Source organism: Bartonella sp. TT119HLJHH, assembly GCF_042193385.1.
In the GTDB taxonomy this organism is placed as follows: Bacteria; Pseudomonadota; Alphaproteobacteria; order Rhizobiales; family Rhizobiaceae; genus Bartonella.
The window spans coordinates 17,285-41,769 of sequence record NZ_JBHILS010000013.1 but is presented as its reverse complement, the minus strand read 5'-3'; the positions used below and the strand labels follow the sequence as shown (position 1 = coordinate 41,769).

Sequence of the window (24,485 nt, the reverse complement as noted above, 5' to 3'; positions counted from 1 at the left end):
TAAGCTTTCGCGAGCTCCGCCAAGGTCATATTACGGCGGCGTAGCTCGGCTAAAATACTATGGCGATCCCATACTTGGATGCATGTTTGGGTGGTTGTCATAAACTTCGCTCCTGCTTCAAACGGATGCTCAAACCATCCGTTTTTTGTGGGGTTAATTGTAAAATATCTGCCCTCTATATCGGGCGGTAATTAGATGTATAATGCCAAATTCGGCTTTTGTAAATACCGAAAATGGATTTGGAGTGATTTTTTTGGCACGTCCTGAAAAAGAACCGACAACAGAACTGGCAAAACGCTTGCGTGAAATACGGCACACCCTTGGTTTTACAGAGCGCAAACAATTTGCTAAACATTTTGAAATCCCCGAAACGACTATGCGCAATTATGAAACGGGTTTGCAAGAACCCCCTGCATCTATAATGCGAATATATAAAGATCGCTGTGGAATATCCTTAGACTGGCTTGTCACTGGTGAAGGTGAAATGTTTAGTAACATGGCAAAAGCGAAAGCAGCTGGTTTTAAAGCACCTACCATCCCTGCTGGTCTCATGAAAAAGCTTGGTCGCATAGCTTATACAACCTATCGCGATGCAAATATAAAACTCCCCCCTGAAGATATAGCGGAATTAGCGGCAGAGCTTTATAAAAAGTTACAAGAGCTTGTTCAAGACATCAACGACACGGAAGAAGTAGAGGCAACTTTCCCTCTTCTTAAAATTCATTTAAAGCGTCAAATAGAGGCTGAAAGAGTACATCTAGAAACTACACAAAATACGGCTTAATGCCTCTCTAAAATGAATGGGGGAATCTCTTTTTAAAATCCTGTAATTTAAGCTAACCTAAATATGAATAAGGAGCACTTTTGGCACGCCCCGAACTAGAACCTAAAACACCATTGGCAAAACGCCTACGTGAAATAAGACGAATCTACGGAAATGAAGAACGTAGTATCTTTGCGCAACGGCTTAATTTACAACGTGGCACCCTTGCCAATTATGAAATTGGAGCACACGAACCAACATGCTCAACAATTAACGCCTATTATACGGCCTATAACATTAATCCTCATTGGCTCGTTACGGGTGAAGGCGAAATGTTTACAGACATGGCAAAAGCGAAAACAGCTGGTTTTAAACCACAAACTATCCCTGCTGGTCTCATGAAAAAGCTTGGGCGCATAGCTTATACAACCTATCGCGATGCTAAAATAAAGATCCCTCCTGAAGATATAGCGGAACTCGCGGCGGAACTTTATAGAAAACTGCAAGAGCTTGTTCAAGACATCAACGACATGGAAGAAATCGAAGCGACTTTCCCTCTTCTAAAATTGCATTTAAAGCGTCAAATAGAAGCTGAAAATGCACATCCAGAAACTACATAAGATATAGCTTAATGCCTCTCTAAAATGAAAAATGAAAGTGGAAATCTTTTTTGCTTTTTTGGTTATTTTTGGCTGATTTCGGAGTCAATTGAACTTTTGGATTGATTTTTTTCACAGGGTCTTCAAAGGCGGTTTTCTGGGCTTTCACAGACTTTTCAAAATTTTTCACAGGGTTTTCAAAGACCTTTCAAAGCCCTCTCTCATTTTTACCATGAAAACGCACTTTTTTCTAATTTTCGCTCTTTTTAGCTCTTTTTTACAATTTTAGGTGTCAAAATCTATTTTGACAAAACGCGCATTTAATGCTAGATTTTATACATGAAAACAACAAATTACCACGTATTCCTACCTAATCCCACCTTTTCCCACTTAGTATAAAACCTAGTGTCAAACTACAATTGTAAAATAATGAGAAGCTTTTCTAGAAAATACAGCATTACTATCTTTTGTTATTTCTCACAAATTTAATGCTTAAAATCCCAAAATAAAACTTTTGAACATAAAATGATAAGTAAAAAATAATGCAATAATATCAAACAAAGGGATGTATGTTATAAGTCACTCATATATTTCAAAATGGAAGTTCTAATAGGATTTAAAATATTACAGCTCAAACACTGCCCAGAAAATTCATACTGAAAAAATCCTATTATCCCCTTCCCTCTTAACAATGCCGCCAAACATCTCTAGAAACTTCAAAACAAATAAAATTGCATCTTCTCTTCTGTAAAATTGATCATGCTCTTTGATCTCTATGAACAATAGGCTCTATACTTGCTTCAAAGAACTCCTTTGTATAATCGTGTTGCGCATGTAGATTACGCAATTCATCATTGCTAAGCTCTTCAAGAATAATCCCTTTATGCATAATTCCAACACGTTCACAAATATGTGCAACAACAGCAAGATCATGGGATACCATTAAATAAGTAAGCTTTTTTCTCACGCGCAGTGATTTCAACAAGTTTAAAATTTCAGCCTGTACCGAAACATCCAATGCAGATGTTGGCTCATCAAGCAATAACACCTCTGGCTCAATAATTAAAGCACGTGCAAGAGCAATACGCTGACGCTGCCCTCCAGACAACTCATGAGGATAACGATAAAGAAATGAAGAATCTAAACCAACGGAATCTAAAGCATCCTCTACCCGCTCTCTTTGATTATCCATCCCATGGATTTTGAGCGATTCAGAAAGAACCGTATGGACCATTTTTCTTGGATGCAGCGAAGCATAAGGATCTTGAAAAACCATTTGAATACAGCGTAAAAAATCCTTACTTTTTTTCTTTTCAACTTCTTGTCCAGCAAAAAGGAACTTTCCACTATAATCTGGAATAAGCCCCACCAATGTATTCAAAATAGTTGACTTTCCACATCCGGATTCACCAATCAAACCATAAGCTTCACCACGCTTAATATGAAAATTAACATTTTTAACAACTGTTACTGCCTTATGCCGATGACCAAAAGTTACAGATAAATTAGAAACATCAATAATATTCTCACAATTTGTCATGAGGAACCTCCTCAACACCATTAACAATCGTAGGATTATACAACCAATCAGGATCACGCTCAGGAACAGCCAAAATATCAACTGGATTATCAAGCCGTGGCAAACTCGCGAGCAACGCCTTCGTATAAGGATGACAAGCGTGAGACAAATCAGAAGCAGGCAACTCTTCTAACACACGCCCCGCATACATCACCAAAATACGATCACAAAAATCAGCAATCATATTCAAATCATGACTAATGAAAATAAGTCCCGTTCCAGATTTTGTCACAAGTTCATCTAATACGGATAAAACTTGCCGTCTGACCGTAATATCAAGCGCAGATGTTGGTTCATCGGCAATAATTAAATCAGGTTTTGGAATGAGCATCATTGCAATCATCACACGCTGCCCCATCCCCCCAGATATTTCATGAGGAAAGAGACGCATCACATGTTCAGGATCACGAATATGAACAGATTCTAACATAGATATGGTGCGCTCCCGCGCTTCAGCTTTTGAAACACGATAATGAATACGGTAAGCCTCCATAATCTGTTCTCCGATCCGTATTAATGGATTAAGTGAATATTTGGGGTCCTGTAAAATCATTGAAATACGTTTCCCACGGATTTTTCGCATCTGAGGTTCACTTGCGGCCAATAAATCAACATCCTCAAAGCGCATTTTTTTAGCTTTAACAATGGCTGCTTTTGGACTTAACCTTAGTATTGCGCGCCCAGTCATCGATTTTCCAGATCCGGATTCACCAACAATTCCAATTTTTTCTTTTCCAACAGAAAAACTAACGCCACGCACAACTTCTGAAATGCCGCGCGTTGTAGGAAAAGAAATACGTAAATCTTCTACTTCTAATAATTTATTACCCATTGCGTGGATCCAATACATCACGAAGACCATCACCTAAAAGGTTGAAAGCAAGACTTGCAAATAATATTGCACAGCCTGGTATTGCCGCCAACCACCAATTTGTCATCATAAATTCCCGCCCTGAAGAAAGCATCGCACCCCATTCAGGACTTGGCAGTTGAGCTCCCAACCCTAAAAAACCAAGACCAGCAGCCGTTAAAATAATTCCAGACATATCTAAAGTTAATCGTACAATCACTGAAGGAATACACATGGGTGCAACATGAAACAAAATAATTCGCCAAGCAGAAGCTCCTTGCAAGCGAACTACAGAAACATAATCAGAAGAACGTATTGTCAAAGTCTCAGCACGTGCTAAACGTGCAATTGGCGGCCATGCTGCAATTGAAATTGCAATAGAAGCATTTTCAATCCCTGGTCCCAATGCGGCTGAAAAGGCAAGAGCTAAAATCAAACCTGGAAAAGCAAGAAAAATATCGACAATACGCATGAGCACAGTATCAACCCATCCCCCCATATAACCAGATACAGTTCCAACAATAAGCCCTATTGGACCTACAATAACTGTTGTAAGAAAAACAACATAAAGAGTAATACGGGAACCAAAAACAAGGCGACTAAAAATGTCACGTCCCAATTCATCTGTTCCAAAATAATGCGCCATAGAGGGTGGCTGTAACCGATGACCTAGATCATTGCTAAGAAAATCATGCGTAGCAATCCAAGGAGCAAAAAATGCACATATGATAATAATACAAATAATAAGCAGACCGAATACAGCCGAAAAGTTATGAAAAAACTTAGCCAGTGCGTGATAAATTCTTTGTATGTTCGCTTGAATTATGGAGTTTGGAACAGGATCGTTTAACCAACTACCCAAAGAAGATGATGATTGCGATTTATGATGATTACTTACTGTCATATTCAACGTGTCCTTGGATCAAAAATGCGATAAAGCAAATCAGAAAATAAATTAATGGCGACAAAGATAAATCCTACAAGTAAAGTACATCCTACAACTGCATTCATATCTCCGGCTAAAAGAGCATTTGTCAAGTAATGTCCAAAACCAGGCCAAGCAAAAACTGTCTCCGTTAAAACAGCACCTTCTAATAAAAAAGCATAAGAAAGTGCAACAACGGTAATAATTTGAACAGCAGCATTTCGAAAGGCATGCCCCCAAACGGTTCGCGCCCACGATAATCCCTTTACACGTGCAGTAATGATATATTCCTGATTAAGCTGCTCAATCATAAACCCACGAGTCATACGGCTAATATAAGCCATAGCACCGAAAGCCAAGATCAAAGCAGGCATAATAACGTGACTAAAAACATTACCAAAAGCCTCCCATTGTCCTTGGCTTGCAGTATCCCAAAGGAAAAAACCTGTTTTTGGTTCAAAAGAATATTCATAAAGAAAATCAAGTCGTCCTGGGCCACCAACCCAGCCAAGCTTGGCGTAAAATATTAACAACGCCATTAATCCGAGCCAAAATGTTGGAGTAGAATAACTTACAAGTGTAAAAACACGGACAACATAATCAATAAATGAATCGCGATACATTGCTGCAAAAACACCAAATGGAATTCCAAGAGTTGTGCCAATAACAATAGCAACGGTTGCAAGCTCTAATGTTGCAGGAAATACACGCATAATATCGGCTAGAACAGGTCGCCCAGAAGTTAAAGCATCTCCAAAGTCAAACAAAAATACATTATGAAGATACTTCCAATATTGGACAATCAACGGCTTATCAAGACCCAGCTTATAATACATTGCATCATAAGCTTCCTGACTGATATTATCACCAAGAATAGATAGAACCGGATCTAGAGGAAGAAGATGACCAAGAAAAAAAGTAATCGTCACCAACCCAAGCAATGTGATAAAAACTGAAATAAGAAGTTTCAATCCTTTGCATAAAAAATCCCATAAAAATAATTTTTTCTGCTTTTCTGATACAGCTCTTTCAGTCTCTGAAAGTGGCAAAACCATTATAAAAATCCCCTCTGTAGCGACACAACATAAAGCAAATACCTTTTTTCATATAACGAAACAACCTCTTATTAAGCATGTTCTACAATCCTTCTCTATAACATGCTTCTTTTTATTTTTCTGCTTCATTGTAATAAAGTCTATAACTGTTCCAAATCCATTTTTTGACATCAGGTCCCATACCAATGGTATAATATGTCTGAAATAAATAAACCATAGGACCATGCTCTAGCACATAATGCTGTAAAGTACGATATTGCACAATGCGCTTATTGGGATCTTGCTCAAACAAAGCATCCATCACCATGTTATTAATATTTTTATCATAATACCCAGCGCGCCAAGCTAAATACATATTGTGCTTTTTTGTAAATGTTGGATCAGGGTTAAACACGTGATTTAATGAAGCTGGATGTCCATCAGGATCGGCACTCCCCCACCCCATAAGTGCAGTATCATAGTTTCCACCACGTACACGGCTCAACAATTGATTTTGTGCCATTTTTTCAATTGTAAGCTCAACACCAATTTTGCGTGCATTGGCTTGAATAGACTGTGCAACAGACGACATATAACTAAGGCTTCCAACTAAAAGATTAGCTTTAAACCCATTAGGATAACCAGCTTCAGTAATCAGTTGTTTTGCTTTTTTCAAATCCAACTGAAAAGGCAAGCCTTCTTTTTCATCTAAAGCACCTGGAACACCCAAGGACATATAAGTTGCCCGAGGAATAGCAATCCCTTTCAGAACAGTTTTTCCAAGACCTTCATAATCAACCAAATAACGAAGTGCCAATCTGACCTTTTCATTCGCAAAAATTGCATTCTTATTATTTAACGATAGGTAAATAATCTGCGGACGCAAAACACGACTAATTTTGACTGGGCCTCCCTTTTTTTCAAGATCTAAAATATCCTCTGAAGAAAGATCACGCACGATATCCACATCACCTTTTTCCAAAAGAAGTCTTTGACTTGATGAATCCGCTACATGCTGCACAACAATCTGCTTAATTTTAGGTACATCGCCCCAATAATGTTGTGTCGCCTCTAACACAACTTTATCTCCTGGAGACCAGCTCACCAATTTATAAGGTCCAACACAAGCTGTATGTGTTGCTAAATATTTATTCCCCATATCACCGTTAATACTCTGTGCTTCAATTGTTTTCCGATCAAGCAAAGCAGAAGCATAAGATTGTCCAATAACAGTCAATATGAGCTGAATAGGATAGGGTTTATCTAATTTTAATTGTAAAGTCTTATCATCAAGAGCCTGAATATTTGTTTCAATATTGTTTTTGGTAAACCCATAATCCATTAAAGATTGAGCATAGCTTAATCCTAATTTAATAATCCGTCGCATCGACCATACCAAATCTTGCGCTGTAGCCATCCTTCCATCATTAAACTTTAAATCATCACGAAGATGAAAGACTATTCTTTTGCCATTGTCTAAAACGTCCCAAGATTTTGCCATAGCAGGGCGAATTTTTGTAGGGTCATGCTCATCATATTGCACTAACGCGCTGCAAATATTCGTCAATAACTCACTCGTCACAACCTCAACAGTTTGCGCTGGATCAAAACTACTAATTGAATCAATATTCCATGCCATTACCAATATATCTTTAGATGAGGTACTGAATGCCGATGTTACAGCCCCATTAAAAAAAACGATTGCGCTTAATAAAATAGAAAATTTTTTTAATATTCTTTGTTTTCCCATTTTATCTCTTTCTATTGTATTCCTGTACCTTTTCACACAAAGTGATTATGATTTTGCTCTTTTAAATAGCATGGCATCAAACATCAACTTCATTTAATCGAACCAAGCATCTATAAAGTAATTCTCTTATATATCAATCTATATTCGGAATGCAGAGAATCTGTAACGATAAACAAAAAAACCTCCCCAATATAAACTTCCCATATTCATCCCCCCTATAAACGACCTTAATCATATACTGCACAAAGATCCCTCACAGTTTCATCCTTAAAAAACTGAAGAGCTCTTATATGGGAGAATATTTTCATCATGCAATTATGATTAAGCTCTTTTTAGCTTTGATAACATTAAAAAGACACGCTTATTTTTCAATTGCACTATAAAAAATACGCGGTGCACTATTCCAAACCCATTTTTTGACATCAGGCGTCATCGCGACAACGCTATATTGTTGAAAGATAAACGCATAAGGTCCTTTTTGCATTAATTCACGTTGTAAATCAGCATAGAGTTGCGCTCGTTTTTGCGGATTTTTTTGAAACAACGCTTCTTCAACTTTTTGATTCATCTTAGCATCAAAATACCCATGCTTCCAACTAGGATAGGCTGTATTTCTAGCCTCAAAACGATTATCTGGATTGAAAATAAGACGTGAAGCCATGGTATGAGGATCCGCAGAATCATTATTCCATCCGATAAAAGCCGTATCAAAAGCTCGAGCATCCACTTTTGAAAATAACTGTGTACCTGCTACACGTTCAATTTTAAGACGCACGCCCGCCTGTGCAGCACTATCCTGGAGTGACTGAGCAAGTAACAAAGTATAAGGAGTGTTTGACACGAGAAAATTTGCCTCAAATCCATTCGGATAACCAGCTTCTGCTAAAAGCTGCTTGGCTTTTGCAATATCAAGTTTAAAGGGTTGCCCCTCTTTTTCATCCAAAGCCCCAAAGTTGCCAAGAGGAATAAAACTGGCCCGTGGGATACCAATCCCTTTGAGAAGCTTCTTGCCAAGACCTTCATAATCTATGAGATAACGCATCGCCAAGCGCACTTTTTCTTTAGCAAAAATAGGATTCGTCGTATTGAATCCCCAGTACATCATAGTTGGCACTAACACTCTTTCAACTTTAACATCTGTTGTTTTTTGCAGATCTGCAAGATCTTCAGGTGTCAAATTACGAGCAACATCAATATCGTGCTTTTGCAACAACAAACGTTGTGTTCCGGGCTCTGCAACATGGCGAATTAAAATCTGCTTCAATTTAGGCGCTTGTCCCCAATAGTGAGAGCTTGCACGCAACAAAAGAGCTTCTCCAGGGCGCCAACTTTTTAACTGATAAGGACCAACACAAGCAGCATGACTCTTCAAATACTGATTTCCAAAATCGCCATCTTTTTCGTGTTTCATAATCGTCTTACGATCAAGCAAAGCTGTTGCACGACTCGCAACAATATTATTAAGAATAAGTTCTGCTGGATAAGGCTTATCAAATTTCATCACAACTGTTTTCTCATCGGGAGCTTGCAAAGCATCATCAACATTTTGTTCTGTAATTCCATATTCATTAAAAATTGCCGCATTACCCATCTTCAATTTGACAACCCGCTTCATACCCCAAACAAGATCATTGGCATTGGCTGATCTGCCATCATTAAACTTCAAACCATCACGCAAATGAAAAGTAATCACCGTACTGTGATCATCACCTGAAACATCCCAATGTGTTGCTAAAGCGGGAACCATTTTAGCAGGATCATCTGTCGCAGTACTCACCAAGTTATCACAAATATTGTAAATAATTTCACTTCCATAAACATCATTAAGTTGTGCGGGATCAAACGTACTGATTGCATCAAGATTCCAAGCCATCACAAGGGTATTAGCCGGTGTTTTTGCTGAAACTTGTTGTGCAACCATCGCCAATGCCATAAGAGCAGAAACAAGAGAGCTGCTACTTTTCAATATTGTTTTCTTCAAGTTCATAAACTTTTCCCTTTATTTATTTTTATCAATTAATGACGCTGAAATAATATAGCAAATTTATAATTATAGCATTGAATAAATACGTTCTAATCGCCTATATTTTTAATCACCTACACAGAGTCATCTACTTGATAAATTCATTGACTTACGTCTCAATAAACCACAGCGAACATGCAATATATGTTTTACTAACCAGTATTACATTCTTTTCATAACCTCTTTGCATATGATATATGCACTATATCAGTTCCCTATTAATCATCAATAAGCCTTGTCGCCCAAAAAAATAGTGAGCTTTAAAAAAATCATTACGCAAAAATTTATGAATTCATTATTCTATTCCTTTAGGCGACATTTAAAATAAAATATGCAAACTTTAAAAATAGTCATCCCCCTCAAACACTCAGTTTCAAGATGCGGCGCATCTTTACTACATGACCAAAACGGCACTGAAACAGCAGAAAGACATAAGAAAATATCTTTTCTAAAACGCTACCCCCTACAAAAATCTGCTTAATCTTTTGAAAAATAAAATTCATTAGACGTTTCCCCCCTAAAGACATAACGAATATAAACCCTTCTAAACTTTAGTGTGCATCATTGCTTTACCACTATAAAAATAGAGCAGAAAACAACATACAGCAACAGAACTCTCGTTTCCAGCGGAAACATACAGAGATTCAACGAAGCAATGTAGTGGATACAAGCCTGCATGAGCTTAATCATCTTCCAAAAAATTGGAGCGCACACGCGGCAAGATCACTCTACTAATAGAGGAAAGCTATCAGATAATAAAACCCAACACAAGCAGCTTGAGTCATTTAACTTCAATTTTTCATCGCTGCATTTCATTTTATATTGCCTAGGTAAGCATTGGGCAATCAACCTACATATAAATAAACCAACAGTCATATAAGCAAAGAAAAACAATGCAACAACAGCACCCCATCTAACAACCACTTTGCATTCGTCAACAAACATGAATAAAATATTCAATTAATTATAACAGTCATGTTATTAACGGAAATAAAAAAACTCTTCTGAACCATTACAAATGCCAAAAACTGTTTCCCAACATTGAGAGCTAGTAAATGTGTGATGGTGCCGATTTGCTCCTTCATAAACCTAAAGATGGAGTGCATTATGGACTTATCTGTCATACCATTCACGGGCTGCGTCGCGAAATGGGCTTTGGTGTACTAAATGTTTCTTTAAAACATACAAGACATCACCATGATCTAACTTCAGATACATAACAGTTAAGATATCACTCCTTTTTGCGTCTGTTTTTTCATCCTCAAAATTATACCTTTATCGTTTTTAGTGCCAACAACAATAAAAAATCATTGATATTCTATAGTTTGTATATTTCAATTATCTTATACAGTGGAATTGTATAATTTATACATTTATTAAATAATTCAATTATTATCCTATTGATCATTACTCTTACAAAAGAAAATTTGCCAATTTATCGACAAAAACATCCTTCAAGATGATCATTAACAATCCCTACAGACTGCATAAAAGCATAACAAATTGTGGGGCCAGCGAATGTCCAGCCACGTTTCTTCAAGTCTTGAGAAAGACGAAGAGAAGCAGGAGTTATGGGATGAGCCGACAGTGTTTGAAAGTCTATCTTTTCATAACGCTCTGATTGTGGTGGTTGAAAAGACCAAAAATAGTGGGACAGACTCCCCCACTCTGTTATAATTTCCTGTGCTCTCAATGCATTATTAAGCACCGATTGAATTTTTCCTTGATGGCGAACAATGTCTTTATTCTGCATTAACATTAGCACCTTTAGCTCATCATAATGAGCAATCTTTTCAAAGTCAAAGTGATCAAATGCAATGCGAAAAGAAGAGCGTTTTTTTAAAATTGTCAACCAAGAAAGCCCCGCTTGGAAACCTTCAAGACAAATTTTTTCAAACAAATGGATATCCTCAAAAACAGGCTTTCCCCATTCATTATCATGATAAGCACAATAAAGTGGATCCGTTCCAGCCCATGCGCAACGAACTTTTCCATCCACTCCCTTAAGAAGACCTTCCGCAAGCATTGCATTTCCCCCCGTATTAAAAGAGCATTCCTTGATCATCACTAGGCGATTTTATTTGCTTATGTTTTGAACGTTTAGCGGAAACAGGCTCTTGTGTTGCAACACGGATATCACCATCAAAAAAACGTAAATTTATGTGCCCCGTTTCAGGAAACTGAGCCAAGCGTTTAATGGGCTTATTCTCTTTCCCCAAAGCCAAAACAAAACCGCGCTCCAAAATATTCTGATATGAAGTGCTCCTTAAAAGCCTAGATACTACCTCTAACCCAGCACGTTGTTTTTCCACACTACGCACAAAAGCACGCTGAAGACGTGCCGTATATTCCTTTGTATTGCGTTGTGCTTTTTCAGTATTAAGCAAACGCGGTGAAAGACGCACACCAAGTGCATGAAAAGAAAAACGTTTTTTATCGTAGCTCACACAAAGAGCACGCTGTAATCGACTTGAAATTTCATCACAACCACGCCGTGGTAGAGCAAAAAGTTGATCGGCAGTCGGAAGAGCTCGTAGAGCAGCACGCAGTTTTTGTCGATAAAAATCAAAATAACGCGCAAGTCCCGTGCGCAAACGTGCACCAAGCGATGCCACCAGCACCTCGAGATCAAGCTTAACAGGAACAGCCCGTTCTGCTGCAGCAGTGGGAGTTGGAGCGCGCCAATCAGCCACATAATCAATCAAGGTCCAGTCCGTTTCATGCCCAACAGCAGAAATAACAGGAAGAGAAGATTCATAAACAGCACGAACAACAGCTTCGTCATTAAATCCCCACAAATCTTCTAAACTTCCCCCTCCCCGTGCAACAATAAGAAGATCAGGCTTAGGAACAACGCCTCCTAAAGGCAACGCATTAAACCCTTCAACAGCAGCAGCCACTTCTTTCCCACTTGTTTCCCCCTGAACACGTACAGGCCAAACCAAAATATGCAACGGAAAACGATCGGATATACGATGAATAATATCACGAATAACAGCACCTGTTGGTGATGTTACAACGCCTATAATTCGAGGCATATAAGGCAAAGCTTTTTTCTTAGCTTCATCAAATAAACCTTCTTCTAAAAACTTTTTCTTACGATTTTCAAGAAGTGTCATCAAAGCACCAACCCCAGTTGGTTCAAGAGCCTCAATGACAATTTGATATTTTGATGATCCTGGATACGTCGTAAGTCTACCAACAGCAACCACTTCCATCCCTTCTTCAGGAGGAAATTTGAGCTTTTCCATCACTCCACGCCAAATAACAGCTTCCAACCGCGCCTTATCATCTTTTAAAGCAAAATAAGCATGTCCTGAAGCATGAGCACCACGGTAACCTGATATCTCCCCACGCACCCGTACATAACCAAACTTTTCCTCAACAACACGCTTTAAAGCCCCTGCTATTTCGGAAACAGTAAATTCCGCAACATTCGTTGCACTTATTTTTTCATCAAACAAATTTGCCATTTTTCAATTCACGGAAATTGAAATATTCAGTCTTAACATTCACACAAACACATTTTTAATTTTAACGAAATTGATTTCCTCCCAACATCTCAAAGGATGGAGATTACTATCAGTCCACCGGACTAGCTTCTCTCGGTGGGGTTACACCTGCTGACCACTCCATGCGGTTTACTTCATAGGCGCGACAGCCAAGCCCTACCCTGAATACTGATCACGATATCTAAAAACACTTAATATGTAAAGCTTTTCATGCCTTATATCACCGCTCTAAACAACAGTATTTTATGGCGTAATAAGATAAAAGAGCTCTTTAAATAGCGTATCTTGAAATTACATTCTATACACAACATATCAATGCGCTACCGATAAGCTTCAACGTTTTGCAAAGTTCTTAACCCCCATACAAAACGCTGAAGTTATCATGATTTCATTCTTGTTGTATTTTACAGCATTAAAATCCACTTATTTTTCAATTGCACTATAAAAAATACGTGGAGCACTATTCCAAACCCATTTTTTGACATCAGGTGTCATCGCTATCGTGTGATACGTCTGATAAATAAAAGCATAAGGTCCTTTCTGCATAAATTCACGTTGCAAATCAGCATACATTTGCGCCCGTTTTTTGGGATCTTTTTGAAACAACGCATCTTGAACCTTTTGATTCATCGTTTCATCAAAATACCCATGGCACCAACTCGCATAGCCTGTATTTTTAGCCTCAAGCCGATTATCTGGATTATAAATAAGGCGTGAAGCCATTGTATGAGGATCCGCAGAATCATTATTCCATCCGAAAAAAATTGTATCAAAAGTACGTGCAGATAGTTTTGAAAATAACTGCGTGCCTACGAAGCGTTCAATTTTAAAACGCACCCCCACCTTTTTTGCATTGTCTTGGAGAGACTGAGCAATAGGCAACGCAAAAGGATAAGGAGAGGCACCGGCAAAAATACTGGCCTCAAAACCATCCGGATAACCTGCCTCTGTTAAAAGTTGCTTTGCTTTTTGGAGATCAAGTTTAAAGGGTTGTCCTTCTTTTTCATCCAAAGCTCCAAGATTACCAAGAGGAATAAAACTTGCACGTGGAATACCAACATCTTTGAGAAGCGTCTTACCGAGTCCTTCATAGTCAATAAGATAGCGCATCGCTAAACGCACTTTTTCATTGGCAAAAATAGGGTTTGTCACATTGAACCCCCATATGATCACGGATGGCTCTAACACTCTTTCAACTTTAATATCCGTTGTTGCTTGGAGATCGGCCAAATCCTCTGGCATCAGATTACGTGCAACATCGATATCGTGTTTTTGCAACAATAAACGTTGTGTTCCAGGTTCCGCAACATGGCGAATTAAAATCTTCTTCAATTTAGGCGCCTCCCCCCAATAATTGGAGCTTGCACGCAACAAAATTCCTTCTCCAGGGCGCCAACTCTCTAGCTGATAAGGACCAACGCAAGCAGAATGGCTTGCCAAATACCGGTTTCCCATATCACCATTTTTTTCGTGTTTCATGAGTGTCTCACGATCAAGCAAAGCAAGAGTACGACTAGTGGCAAAATGGCTAAGAATGAGCTCTGCTGGATAAGGTTTATCAAATTTCATCACCACCGTTTTGTCGTCCGGTGCTTGAAAAGCCTCATCAACGTTTTGTTCTGTGATACCATATTCATTAAATGTCGCCGCAGTAGCCATCTTCAATTGAACAACCCGCTTCATGCTCCAAATAAGATCATTAGCATTCGCAGGACGACCATCGTTGAACTTTAAACCATCACGCAAGTGAAAAGTAATCACCGTACTCTGATCATCACTTGAAACATCCCAACTCTTCGCTAAAGAAGGAACCATTTTAGCAGCATCATCTGTAGCAGAAACGACTAAATTATCACAAACATTAACAAGAACTTCATTACCATAACGGTCATTGATTTGTGCGGGATCAAATGTACTTATTGTATCAAGATTCCAAGCCATCACAAGCGTATCGGCAGGTGTTTTCGCTGAAACTTGTTGCACAAACATCCCCATTGCAAGAACAGCAGAAACAAAAGAACTGCCTTTTTTCAATATTTTTCTTTTCACGTTCATAGAATTTTCCTTTTAAGATTTAAGGTTATTGTATAACTTCCCCATGTGACAACATGCAAAAATGATAAGATCATGCTTAGAAAACACGCCTCCCAGAGGTAAAATATCAAAACCTCCAAGAGTAGCAGCCACTTTTCAAAAGCTCATTCTCCCCGAACACGTATAGGACAAATGAACATATGCAACGCAAAACGATCTGATTAAAATAAAGCTATCACGCACGATAGCACGCGACATCACTGCACTTACAATTCAGAGCATATCAGTCCAAAATTTTTCTTTGCTTCATCCAAAAGATTTCTTCTTCAAGTTTCTTCTTGTTATTTTCTAAAAAGTATCATCAAAGCGTTACTCTAATTGCTTCAAAACCCTCAAAACAATTTGATATTTTGATGATTCTGAATAAATTTTCAGTCGCCATATTCACCCTTCTTAAGAAGAAAACTCGAACCTTATTATAACTCCGTATCAAATAACAGCTTCGAACCTATAGATTATCATATTTTAAGCCATAAGGAGTGTAACCTGAGGTATAAGAAGAGTAGCTTGATGTTTCCCCACGTACCTGCATAAAATAGTTTTTTCACTAAAACATTTTAAAGTCCCCCATTTTTTCATAAACACTAAATTTTGCTTTATTCTTTACACCTGTCTTTTGCAACAAATAAATTTATTACTTTCTATACACGTAGAATTTATCGAGATAAATAACCTCTCTTCCCAATAGAATGTTTTGAAATAAAATTCTCTACACAACATAGTAATCCATTCCCTATAAAATTCAACGTACTGCAAAGTGTTAAAGAGCTTTGCAATACATTAAATATACATGATCATGTTTTTTATATTTTATAAACCTGATACCTTCTTATTTTTCAATTGCACTATAAAAAATGCGTGGTGCACTATTCCAAACCCATTTTTTGACATCAGGTGTCATCGCTACAGAAACATATGTCTGATAGATAAAAGCATAAGGTCCTTTCTGCATAAATTCACGTTGCAAATCAGCGTACATTTGCACTCGTTTTTGAGAATCTTTTTCAAACAACGCTTCTTGAACCTTTTGATTCATCGTTTCATCCAAATACCCATGGCACCAACTCGCATAGCCTGTATTTTTAGCCTCAAACCGATTATCAGGATTGTAAATAAGACGTGATGCCATTGTATGGGGATCTGCAGAGCCATTATTCCATCCGAAAAAAATCGTATCAAAACCACGCGCATAAAATTTTGAAAATAACTGCGTACCTACGAAACGTTCAATTTTAAAATGTACCCCCACTTTTTTTGCATTGTCTTGGAGGGACTGAGCAATAGGCAACGCAAAAGGATAAGGAGAGGCACCAGCAAAAATACTGGCCTCAAAACCATCCGGATAACCCGCCTCTGTTAAAAGTTGCTTTGCTTTTTGAAAATCAAGTTTAAAGGGTTGTCCTTCTTTTTCATCCAAAGCTCCAAGATTACCAAGAGGAATAAAACTTGCCCGTGGAACACCAACATCTTTGAGAAGCGTCTTACCGAGACCTTCATAGTCAATAAGATAGCGCATCGCTAAACGCACTTTTTCATTGGCAAAAATAGGGTTTGTCGTATTAAACCCCCATATGATCATGGAGGGCGCCAACACTTTTTCAACGTTAATATCCGTTGTTGCTTGGAGATCGGCCAAATCCTCTGGCATCAAATTACGTGCAACATCGATATCGTGTTTTTGCAACAATAAACGTTGTGTTCCAGGTTCCGCGACATGGCGAATTAAAATCTTCTTCAATTTAGGCGCCTCACCCCAATAATTGGAGCTTGCACGCAACAAAATCCCTTCTCCAGGACGCCAACTCTCTAGCTGATAAGGACCAACACAAGCAGAATGACTGGCCAAATATCGGTTTCCCATATCGCCATCTTGTTCGTTTTTCATGAGTGTCTCACGATCCAGCAAAGCAGCAGTGCGATTAGTGGAAATATTGCTAAGAATGAGCTCTGCTGGATAAGGCTTATCAAATTTCATCACCACCGTTTTCTCATCTGGTGCTTGAAAAGCCTCATCAACGTTTTGTTCTGTAATCCCATATTCATTAAATGTTGCCGCATTAGACAATTTTAATTTGACAACCCGCTTCATACCCCAAACAAGATCATTGGCATTCGCAGGACGACCATCATAAAACTTTAAACCATCACGCAAATGAAAAGTAATCACCGTACTCTGGTCATCACTTAAAACATCCCAACTCTTCGCTAACGAGGGAACCATTTTAGCAGCATCATCTGTAGCAGAAACGACTAAATTATCACAAATATTATTAACCACTTCAATTCCATAACGATCATTGAGTTGTGCAGGGTCAAATGTACTTATTGGATCGAGATTCCAAGCCATCACAAGCGTATCGGCAGGTGTTTTCGCTGAAACTTGTTGCACAAACATCCCCATTGCAAGAACAGCAGAAATAAAAGAACTGCCCTTTTTCAATATTTTTCTTTTCACGTTCATAGAACCTTTCACGTTCATAGAATTTTCCTTTTAACGTTTATTGTATAAATTCCCCATGCAGCAAAACGTGCTTAATAATTAAGTTTAGACGAACGATAGGCTCCTAAAGATCAAACTTTAAAACCTTCAAGAACAAGCACCTCTTGCCAATGACTCCTCCTGTCTACATTTATAAGCCAAACTAAAACATACAAAGGAAAACACTCTGATATACAATGAACGCTCACCAACAACAGAGCTTATTCACGATATCATAACGCCTACTATTGAAGACTATAAAACCTGTATTTTTTCTATCTTGTTAAGCAAGCTTGTCTCGTATTTCTTCCGGCGTATTCTATACCATCAAAGCACCAACCCCTGTTGGTTCAAGTACCTTAATAACAAAGAGCCTTCATAACAATTTGACTATTTGATAAAACAGAAAAACTCGTTAATTTGCCAAATGCAACGACTTTTATTCCTTCTTCAAAAGAAAATTTAATTTTTTCATCACTCCCCGTAAAATAGCACCCTTCAATTGGCATCTCATCATCTTTCAAAGCAAAAGAAAATATGAACACCATAAAAAACTGATATCCCTTGTGTACCCCTCATAACAAAACTTTCCTTCAACATCGCAAAACCTTTGCACCTTTAGCACGACTAAATTCCGCGACATTTGTTACACTTCGTTCTTTATGTTATACTCAGTTTTTTAACAAATAAATTGACCTCTTTCTAATTCAGAGAAATTGAAATATCGATCTTAACATCCACTTCAATACACCTATAATGAGAATGAAAAATCTCTTTAAACGAATGTCTTGAAAAGATATTCAACAATATATCACGCATTACTTATGATCTTCGACGCATTGCAAAGCTTAAAATTTATACAATACGCCGAATATATCATGACAATGCCCTTTATCTATTGAACAGCATTGAAGACACTCTTATTTTTCAATTTTACTATAAAAAATATGTGGCGCACTATTCCAAACCCACTTTTTGATATCAGGCGTCATCGCGATAACGGTATATTTCTGAAAGATAAACGCATAAGGTCCTTTTTGCATCAATTCACGTTGTAAATCAGCATAGAGTTGCGCTCGTTTTTGCGGATCTTTTTGAAACAACGCTTCTTCAACTTTTTGATTCATCGTTTCATCCAAATACCCATGCTGCCAACTAGGATAGGCTGTATTTTTAGCCTCAAGCCGATTATCTGGATTATAAACAAGACGTGAAGCCATTGTATGCGGATCCGCAGAATCGTTATTCCATCCGACAAAAATCGTATCAAAAGCCCGTGCATAAAGTTTAGAAAACAACTGTGTACCGGCCATCCGTTCAATTTTAAGACGCACCCCTGCCTTTGCGGCACTATCTTGGAGTGACTGAGCAACTAACACCCTATAAGGAGCATTTGATACGAGAAAATTTGCCTCAAATCCATTCGGATAACCAGCTTCTGCTAAAAGCTGCTTGGCTTTTGCAATATTAAATGTAAAGGGTTGCCCTTCTTTTTCATCTAAAGCCCCAAAGTTGCCAAGAGGAATAAAACTGGCCCGTGGAACACCAACACCTTTGAGAAGCTTCTTGCCAAGACCTTCATAATCTATGAGATAACGCATCGCCAAACGTACTTTTTCCTTAGCAAAAATAGGATTTGTCATGTTAAATCCCCAGTACATCATGGATGGCTCTAACACTTCTTCGATTTTAACATCTGTTGTTTTTTGCAGATCTGCAAGATCTTCAGGGGTCAAATCACGAGCAACATCAATATCGTGCTTTTGCAACAACAAACGTTGTGTTCCGGGCTCTGCAACATGGCGAATTAAAATCTGCTTCAATTTAGGCGCTTGTCCCCAATAGTGAGAGCTTGCACGCAACAAAAGAGCTTCTCCAGGGCGCCAACTTTTTAACTGATAAGGACCAACACAAGCAGCATGACTCTTCAAATACTGATTTCCCAAATCACCATCTTTTTCGTGTTTCATAATCGTGTTACGATCAAGCAAAGCTGTTGCAGGACTTGCAACAATATTATTAAGAATAAGTTCTGCTGGATAAGGTTTATCAAATTTCATCACAACTGTTTTCTTATCAGGAGCTTGCAAAGCATCATCAACATTTTGTTCTACAATTCCATATTCATTAAAAATTGCCGCATTACCCATCTTCAATTTGACAACCCGCTTCATACCCCAAACAAGATCATTGGCATTGGCTGATCTGCCATTATTAAACTTCAAACCATCACGCAAATGAAAAGTAATCACCGTACTGTGATCATCACCTGAAACATCCCAATGCGTTGCTAAAGCAGGAACCATTTTAGCAGGATCATCTGTCGCAGCACTGATCAAGTTATCACAAACGTTGCGAACAATTTCACTTCCATAAACATCATTGAGCTGCGCAGGATCAAATGTACTGATTGCGTCAAGATTCCAAGCCATCACAAGGGTATCAGCGGGTGTTTTTGCTGAAACTTGTTGTGCAACCATCGCCAAAGCTATAAAAGCAGAAACAAGAGAGCTGCTATTTTGTAATATTTTTTTCTTCAAGTTCATAGACTTTTCCTTTTAAAGTTTACTATATAAATTTCCCACACAACAAGCACATGCTTTAATAATAAGGTTAGATGATCCATAAGCGCCTCAAACAAAGTATTAAAACCTTCAAACAACACCACTTACCAACCACGGACTTCTACCCATCCCTATACCAAAACATGCAACAACAAACACTCTGACATACAATGAATACTCCCCCATAACAGAGCCTATTCATGATGTCATAACGCCTACGATTGAAGACTATAAAACCACTATTTTCTCTCTTTTGTCGGGTAAGCTTGCTCTTCTTTCCTCTCGCCTTTTTATGCCATCAAAAGACTCTTCCTTGTTAGCTTAAGCGCCTTAATAACAAAGATCTCTACTAACAATTTGACATTTAAAAAAAACAGGAAAATTCACCCATCAACCGACATGACCTCCTCCCCCTACAAGAGGAATTTTGAATTTTTCCATAATCCTCTGCCAAATAACAGCTTTTAAATTATATTTTATTTCTAAATAAAAGGAGCATGGGCTCCCCCTGATATTCCTTTACGCACCCACACATAACAAAACTTTTTTCCACATCGTATTTTAAATACCTCTGCTCCTTTAACAACACTCAATTCATTGCTTACATTTTTTCAGTAAAAAATATCTTTTCAATGCGCTAAGGTTGAAATACCTAAATATAATACCTATATAAGCACACCATTATCAGAATAGATAGTCTTTTTTTAAGTAAACTGTCTTAAAATATTATTTCTATACACGACAATAATAAGTTCGTTACAAAATCTTCAATAGACTAAAACTCTCACTCTGATAAAAAATGTCGAAACGTTATAAAATTTCTCTACAAATTTTCAGAAACAAAGGATATTCCTTCATTTCATAAAAAAGTGCCATGAAAATATCGCAAAAAATGCAATAAAACATGTGTATATTTCAAAAACCAGCACTGTTAACCAGAATAAGGTGATAAACTACAAAAAGTAAGAAAAAATAAAAAAATGTTTTTCCTTTATGATATTAACATCGCTGTACTATGATAATACAATAAAAAACACGATCTTCGAAAGTATCTTAGAATGAAGCGAAAAAAAAAATTATTAAATTCTTTTCATGCGTTTCTTGGAGAAAAATTAAGCCGCGTTAGTCTAAAATTGCTTATTCTTTCATTCTTCATTGGCATCGTAATGAATTTTTTGGGATGGACACCTCGAAACCTCATACAAAAAATAGTAGATTTTTTTCAATCACTATGGGAAGCAGGATTTATAACGCTTACAAATTTCTTCCATATAACTATGACGGGAGCTATTGTTGTTGTGCCTATTTTTCTTATCTTACGAATTTTTCATAAAAAATAAAAGCCTTAACATTTTCCTTGCGTTAATCTTTTCGAAAAATCAAACGACATAAAAATCCTGTAGTAATAGCAATAATCACTGCAACAATACCATATAAAAAACGATACTTGTGCGCTGCATAAAAAATTGTATAAGCAATATGTGCTTTAACAATTTCAAGAGTCGTTGTTGCACTATCAATAAACTGTCCATCACGAAAAAGATAAGCACGGACCTTATAATGTCCAACAGGAATATTGGTTGGCAAACGAAAATGTGCAGTAAAAAGCGTGTCAGAACCAAAACGAACACCCCCTACTTCCTCATAATAAAGGTTTTTAGCTTTTTGCAATTTTATAAGTTCATCGCGAAAGATCTGTATTTTTTTCTGATCTTGTTCATCCGTCTGCAATGGCAAATAGAGTAACCCTAACCCTAAGCGTTTATAATCTTCAATGCTCGTAATATCGTCAATTTCACGCGTTGTAACCATAGAGTAAAAAAGAGGAACCTTTTTAAAAATAAGAGAATCTGTATTAACCCATACACCAGCATTACGTTTTTTTTCTCGCATCACCATTGTTCGGTCTTGTCCCTCCAAGCTTACAACAACATCATAACGGTTCTGTCGAGAATATAATGGATCAACATTTTCTAAAACACCAGCAATATAAAGATCACGACCAGCAAAATTTGTATCCACAGTAATCGTATTCGTTGTTACGATAATTTGGACAGTTTCGTGATCAACTTGATCAATGAATGTCGCTGTCGTCCCAACATGTGACCATGAGGAAAAAGAAACAAAACAAAAGCAACTTGTAATAATGCATAAAGAAAATAATCTACCCATTTTTATCTCATAAGAACATCCAGAGAGAAAAGATTATCAGGGCGTATAAATAATTGAAAAGCAAGACGCATACACACAATCAACACCAAAAATGCAAGTGCCATACGTAATTGTTCGGCCTTTAACTTCCGTCCAGCTCGTGTTCCATATTGCGCACCAATACTGCCTCCCAGCATTAATAAAAAAGCTAGGACAATATCAACGGACTGATGAGTCATACTTTGCAAGACTGTCGTGAAAGAAGACACAAATGTGATCTGAAACAGTGAAGTTCCAATCACCACATTGGTTGGAACACGCAGAAGGTAAATCAATGCTGGTACCATAAAGAACCCCCCACCAATTCCCATAATAGAAGACAACAACCCCACAATGAGACCAATCCCTAAAACTGGAATAATGCTGACATATATCATAGATGTCCGAAAACGCATTTTTAACGGTAAGCGATGAATCCAGTTATGTCGACCCGCAAGACGAATATTGGCTTTTCCTGCCTTACGCTTGCGCATCATATCATACCAACTTTCAACAATCATCAAGCTTCCTACACTTCCAAGAAGAATTACATAAAGAAGGGAAATCATTAAGTCTAATTGACCTAATTTTTTTAAAACAGAAAAAATTTGAATCCCGATTAAAGAACCACCCCCTCCTCCAATCGCCAAAAGAATACCAAGTTTGATATCGAGCGTACGTCTTCTAAAATGTGTAATCGCCCCTGTTACAGATGACGCAATCATCTGGTTTGCACCTGTTCCAACAGCAATAGCAGGAGGGATATTATAAAAAATCAATAAAGGTGTAATAAGAAAACCGCCCCCAATTCCAAAAAGACCAGAAAAAAAACCAGCAACGACTCCCATACCAATCAAAATCAGCATATTGAGTGACATTTCAGCAATTGGTAAATAAATACTCACTTACAGAACCTTCAAGATAATCTGAGGCTTTTTAACAATTGGAAAAATCTTTCTCCAATTATCCTCTTTTTCTAATAATCTTTGTTGCGTGTTTAAAAGGATAATTTTAGTTGCTATACAACTTTCGCATAATCCACGAATGCGCAATACATTTCACATCTATTAACATCAACATCATAAAAACTAAAAAAAGCGAGCTCCTTTTAAAAAGCTGTAAAGACATAACGTTATCGCTACCATAAATGCAACGATTAAAAAACAAAGAACACTTTTTTTTACCAAATGAGATAAAAACGAGACACTCCCCCGTGACTGCCCCTTTAAAGAAGAAAAATCATTTTCAATGCAATGATTAGGTGCCTGAACACCCATATCCTTTTCTTCTATCACAGCACACTCTACGGCTCCCTCAACCTTTTGAAAAGAAGGTTTCAGAGTATTATTTAGCAAAGAGCTTTTATTTTCTTTCTGCACCGCATTTTCAACATTTGTTTGGAGTGGAATTATACCGTTTTGTCTCGAAAAATTTTGAACTTTTTGAAGTGATAAACGTTCTTTATTTCCCTCACATTCCATATGAGCAAGTTTTTGTACAACAGAATCAGGTGATTTTGAACGAGGACCACGTCGTGTTAGTGCTGCTTCTTCTAAGCTCTTTTTTTCACTCTGCAAACTTTGAACAATTGTTTTAATCTGCTCTAAAGACTGGAAAAGCTTTTTTTCCCTTTGACGACGGATATAATATTCAGCCAAAATGGCCCGACTAATATCATCTAAGTAAGATTTAAAATGCTCTTCTAAAGACCCCTGCTGTATCAAAGAACGGGAAGAATGCTTCATTTGCATTTGTGCATGAACAGTGCGTAATTTTTGAGCAATATCAGACATCGTTACGTCCATAGGCGCATCCCTTCTCTCTTTCTGCTCAACAAAAGAAGAGAATTTATCGTTCCTAACCTGATTGATCGTATGACCCTTCGTATTCACAAACGCTTACCCCTCATTAACTTTCTGAAAAGAATCGCACAAATGATGAGTAAAGTGTGCTCTATTTTAGTAAATAGAGCTTTAAGAACGCTAAAAAACTTTTTTCCAGAAATATTTTTGCCCTATCTTCACCCCAAATATTTGAAAGAAGGCTTTTTAATTTTTCTTCCTTCAAGATTTGAAAAGAAAAATCATTCTCTCATTTTTATTTTTTTCACTTATTTTTCATTG

Annotated in this window: 20 protein-coding genes; 4 read left to right on the top strand and 16 right to left on the bottom strand. The window is 37.6% G+C overall.

Annotated elements, in window-relative coordinates:
* Positions 1-101, bottom strand: a 101-nt coding sequence (locus tag ACFIJL_RS07275) for a helix-turn-helix domain-containing protein (RefSeq protein ID WP_375619074.1), incomplete at its 3' end; no start/stop codon positions are given.
* Between the two features lie 152 nt (positions 102-253).
* On the opposite strand from ACFIJL_RS07275, the gene ACFIJL_RS07270 reads away from it, so the two are divergent.
* Positions 254-784 (top strand): helix-turn-helix domain-containing protein, encoded by a 531-nt coding sequence (locus ACFIJL_RS07270; protein ID WP_375623863.1) that lies wholly within the window; start codon positions 254-256, stop codon positions 782-784.
* 80 nt (positions 785-864) lie between these two features.
* Entirely contained in the window at positions 865-1,383 is a 519-nt protein-coding gene (locus tag ACFIJL_RS07265) for a helix-turn-helix domain-containing protein (RefSeq protein ID WP_375623861.1), read from the top strand.
* Between the two features lie 736 nt (positions 1,384-2,119).
* Here the strand turns inward: ACFIJL_RS07265 and ACFIJL_RS07260 are convergent.
* The 6 genes from ACFIJL_RS07260 to ACFIJL_RS07235 form a co-directional block, all read right to left on the bottom strand.
* Positions 2,120-2,902, bottom strand: coding sequence for an ABC transporter ATP-binding protein (locus ACFIJL_RS07260; RefSeq protein WP_375623859.1), 783 nt, complete (start codon positions 2,900-2,902; stop codon positions 2,120-2,122).
* Entirely contained in the window at positions 2,889-3,773 is an 885-nt protein-coding gene (locus ACFIJL_RS07255; protein ID WP_273790733.1) for an ABC transporter ATP-binding protein, read from the bottom strand. Before ACFIJL_RS07255 ends, ACFIJL_RS07260 begins: the two co-directional genes overlap by 14 nt.
* A complete protein-coding gene (locus tag ACFIJL_RS07250) occupies positions 3,766-4,695 on the bottom strand; it encodes an ABC transporter permease (protein WP_273790732.1) in 930 nt (309 codons plus the stop codon). Before ACFIJL_RS07250 ends, ACFIJL_RS07255 begins: the two co-directional genes overlap by 8 nt.
* 2 nt (positions 4,696-4,697) lie before the next feature.
* Positions 4,698-5,771, bottom strand: a complete 1,074-nt coding sequence (locus ACFIJL_RS07245) for an ABC transporter permease (protein WP_375623856.1) — start codon at positions 5,769-5,771, stop codon at positions 4,698-4,700.
* 112 nt (positions 5,772-5,883) lie between these two features.
* Positions 5,884-7,500, bottom strand: a complete 1,617-nt coding sequence (locus ACFIJL_RS07240) for an ABC transporter substrate-binding protein (protein WP_375623854.1) — start codon at positions 7,498-7,500, stop codon at positions 5,884-5,886.
* Between the two features lie 361 nt (positions 7,501-7,861).
* The gene (locus ACFIJL_RS07235; protein ID WP_375623852.1) at positions 7,862-9,487 is read right to left on the bottom strand and encodes an ABC transporter substrate-binding protein; all 1,626 of its coding nucleotides are present in this window, start codon (positions 9,485-9,487) and stop codon (positions 7,862-7,864) included.
* Between the two features lie 1,091 nt (positions 9,488-10,578).
* Here ACFIJL_RS07235 and ACFIJL_RS07230 point away from each other — a divergent pair.
* Positions 10,579-10,743 carry a DUF4102 domain-containing protein gene (locus ACFIJL_RS07230; RefSeq protein ID WP_375623850.1) on the top strand — a complete coding sequence of 55 codons (165 nt, stop codon included), beginning with the start codon at positions 10,579-10,581 and terminating at the stop codon, positions 10,741-10,743.
* Between the two features lie 215 nt (positions 10,744-10,958).
* Here ACFIJL_RS07230 and ACFIJL_RS07225 read toward each other — a convergent pair whose 3' ends face one another.
* The 6 genes from ACFIJL_RS07225 to ACFIJL_RS07200 form a co-directional block, all read right to left on the bottom strand.
* Positions 10,959-11,588: a DNA-3-methyladenine glycosylase I gene (locus tag ACFIJL_RS07225; protein ID WP_375623848.1), complete on the bottom strand. Its 630-nt coding sequence runs from the start codon at positions 11,586-11,588 to the stop codon at positions 10,959-10,961.
* Positions 11,566-12,996, bottom strand: coding sequence for an exodeoxyribonuclease VII large subunit (gene xseA / locus ACFIJL_RS07220; protein WP_375623846.1), 1,431 nt, complete (start codon positions 12,994-12,996; stop codon positions 11,566-11,568). Before xseA ends, ACFIJL_RS07225 begins: the two co-directional genes overlap by 23 nt.
* Before the next feature lie 462 nt (positions 12,997-13,458).
* Complete coding sequence (locus ACFIJL_RS07215) at positions 13,459-15,090, bottom strand: ABC transporter substrate-binding protein (protein ID WP_375623844.1); 1,632 nt, start codon at positions 15,088-15,090, stop codon at positions 13,459-13,461.
* Between the two features lie 868 nt (positions 15,091-15,958).
* Positions 15,959-17,590 carry an ABC transporter substrate-binding protein gene (locus ACFIJL_RS07210; RefSeq protein WP_375623867.1) on the bottom strand — a complete coding sequence of 544 codons (1,632 nt, stop codon included), beginning with the start codon at positions 17,588-17,590 and terminating at the stop codon, positions 15,959-15,961.
* 377 nt (positions 17,591-17,967) lie between these two features.
* Entirely contained in the window at positions 17,968-18,156 is a 189-nt protein-coding gene (locus ACFIJL_RS07205; RefSeq protein WP_375623842.1) for an exodeoxyribonuclease VII large subunit, read from the bottom strand.
* A 372-nt stretch (positions 18,157-18,528) separates the two neighbouring features.
* Positions 18,529-20,154, bottom strand: a complete 1,626-nt coding sequence (locus tag ACFIJL_RS07200) for an ABC transporter substrate-binding protein (protein ID WP_375623840.1) — start codon at positions 20,152-20,154, stop codon at positions 18,529-18,531.
* Positions 20,155-21,230: 1,076 nt separating this feature from the next.
* On the opposite strand from ACFIJL_RS07200, the gene ACFIJL_RS07195 reads away from it, so the two are divergent.
* Positions 21,231-21,512 carry a DUF6460 domain-containing protein gene (locus tag ACFIJL_RS07195; protein WP_375613505.1) on the top strand — a complete coding sequence of 94 codons (282 nt, stop codon included), beginning with the start codon at positions 21,231-21,233 and terminating at the stop codon, positions 21,510-21,512.
* Positions 21,513-21,534: 22 nt separating this feature from the next.
* Here the strand turns inward: ACFIJL_RS07195 and ACFIJL_RS07190 are convergent, their stop codons facing one another.
* From ACFIJL_RS07190 to ACFIJL_RS07180, 3 genes are all read right to left on the bottom strand, one after another.
* Complete coding sequence (locus ACFIJL_RS07190; protein WP_375623838.1) at positions 21,535-22,344, bottom strand: TIGR02186 family protein; 810 nt, start codon at positions 22,342-22,344, stop codon at positions 21,535-21,537.
* A 2-nt stretch (positions 22,345-22,346) separates the two neighbouring features.
* A complete protein-coding gene (locus ACFIJL_RS07185; RefSeq protein WP_375623836.1) occupies positions 22,347-23,267 on the bottom strand; it encodes a sulfite exporter TauE/SafE family protein in 921 nt (306 codons plus the stop codon).
* A gap of 183 nt (positions 23,268-23,450) precedes the next feature.
* Positions 23,451-24,254, bottom strand: a complete 804-nt coding sequence (locus tag ACFIJL_RS07180) for a hypothetical protein (protein WP_375623834.1) — start codon at positions 24,252-24,254, stop codon at positions 23,451-23,453.
* Between the last annotated feature and the right edge of the window lie 231 nt (positions 24,255-24,485).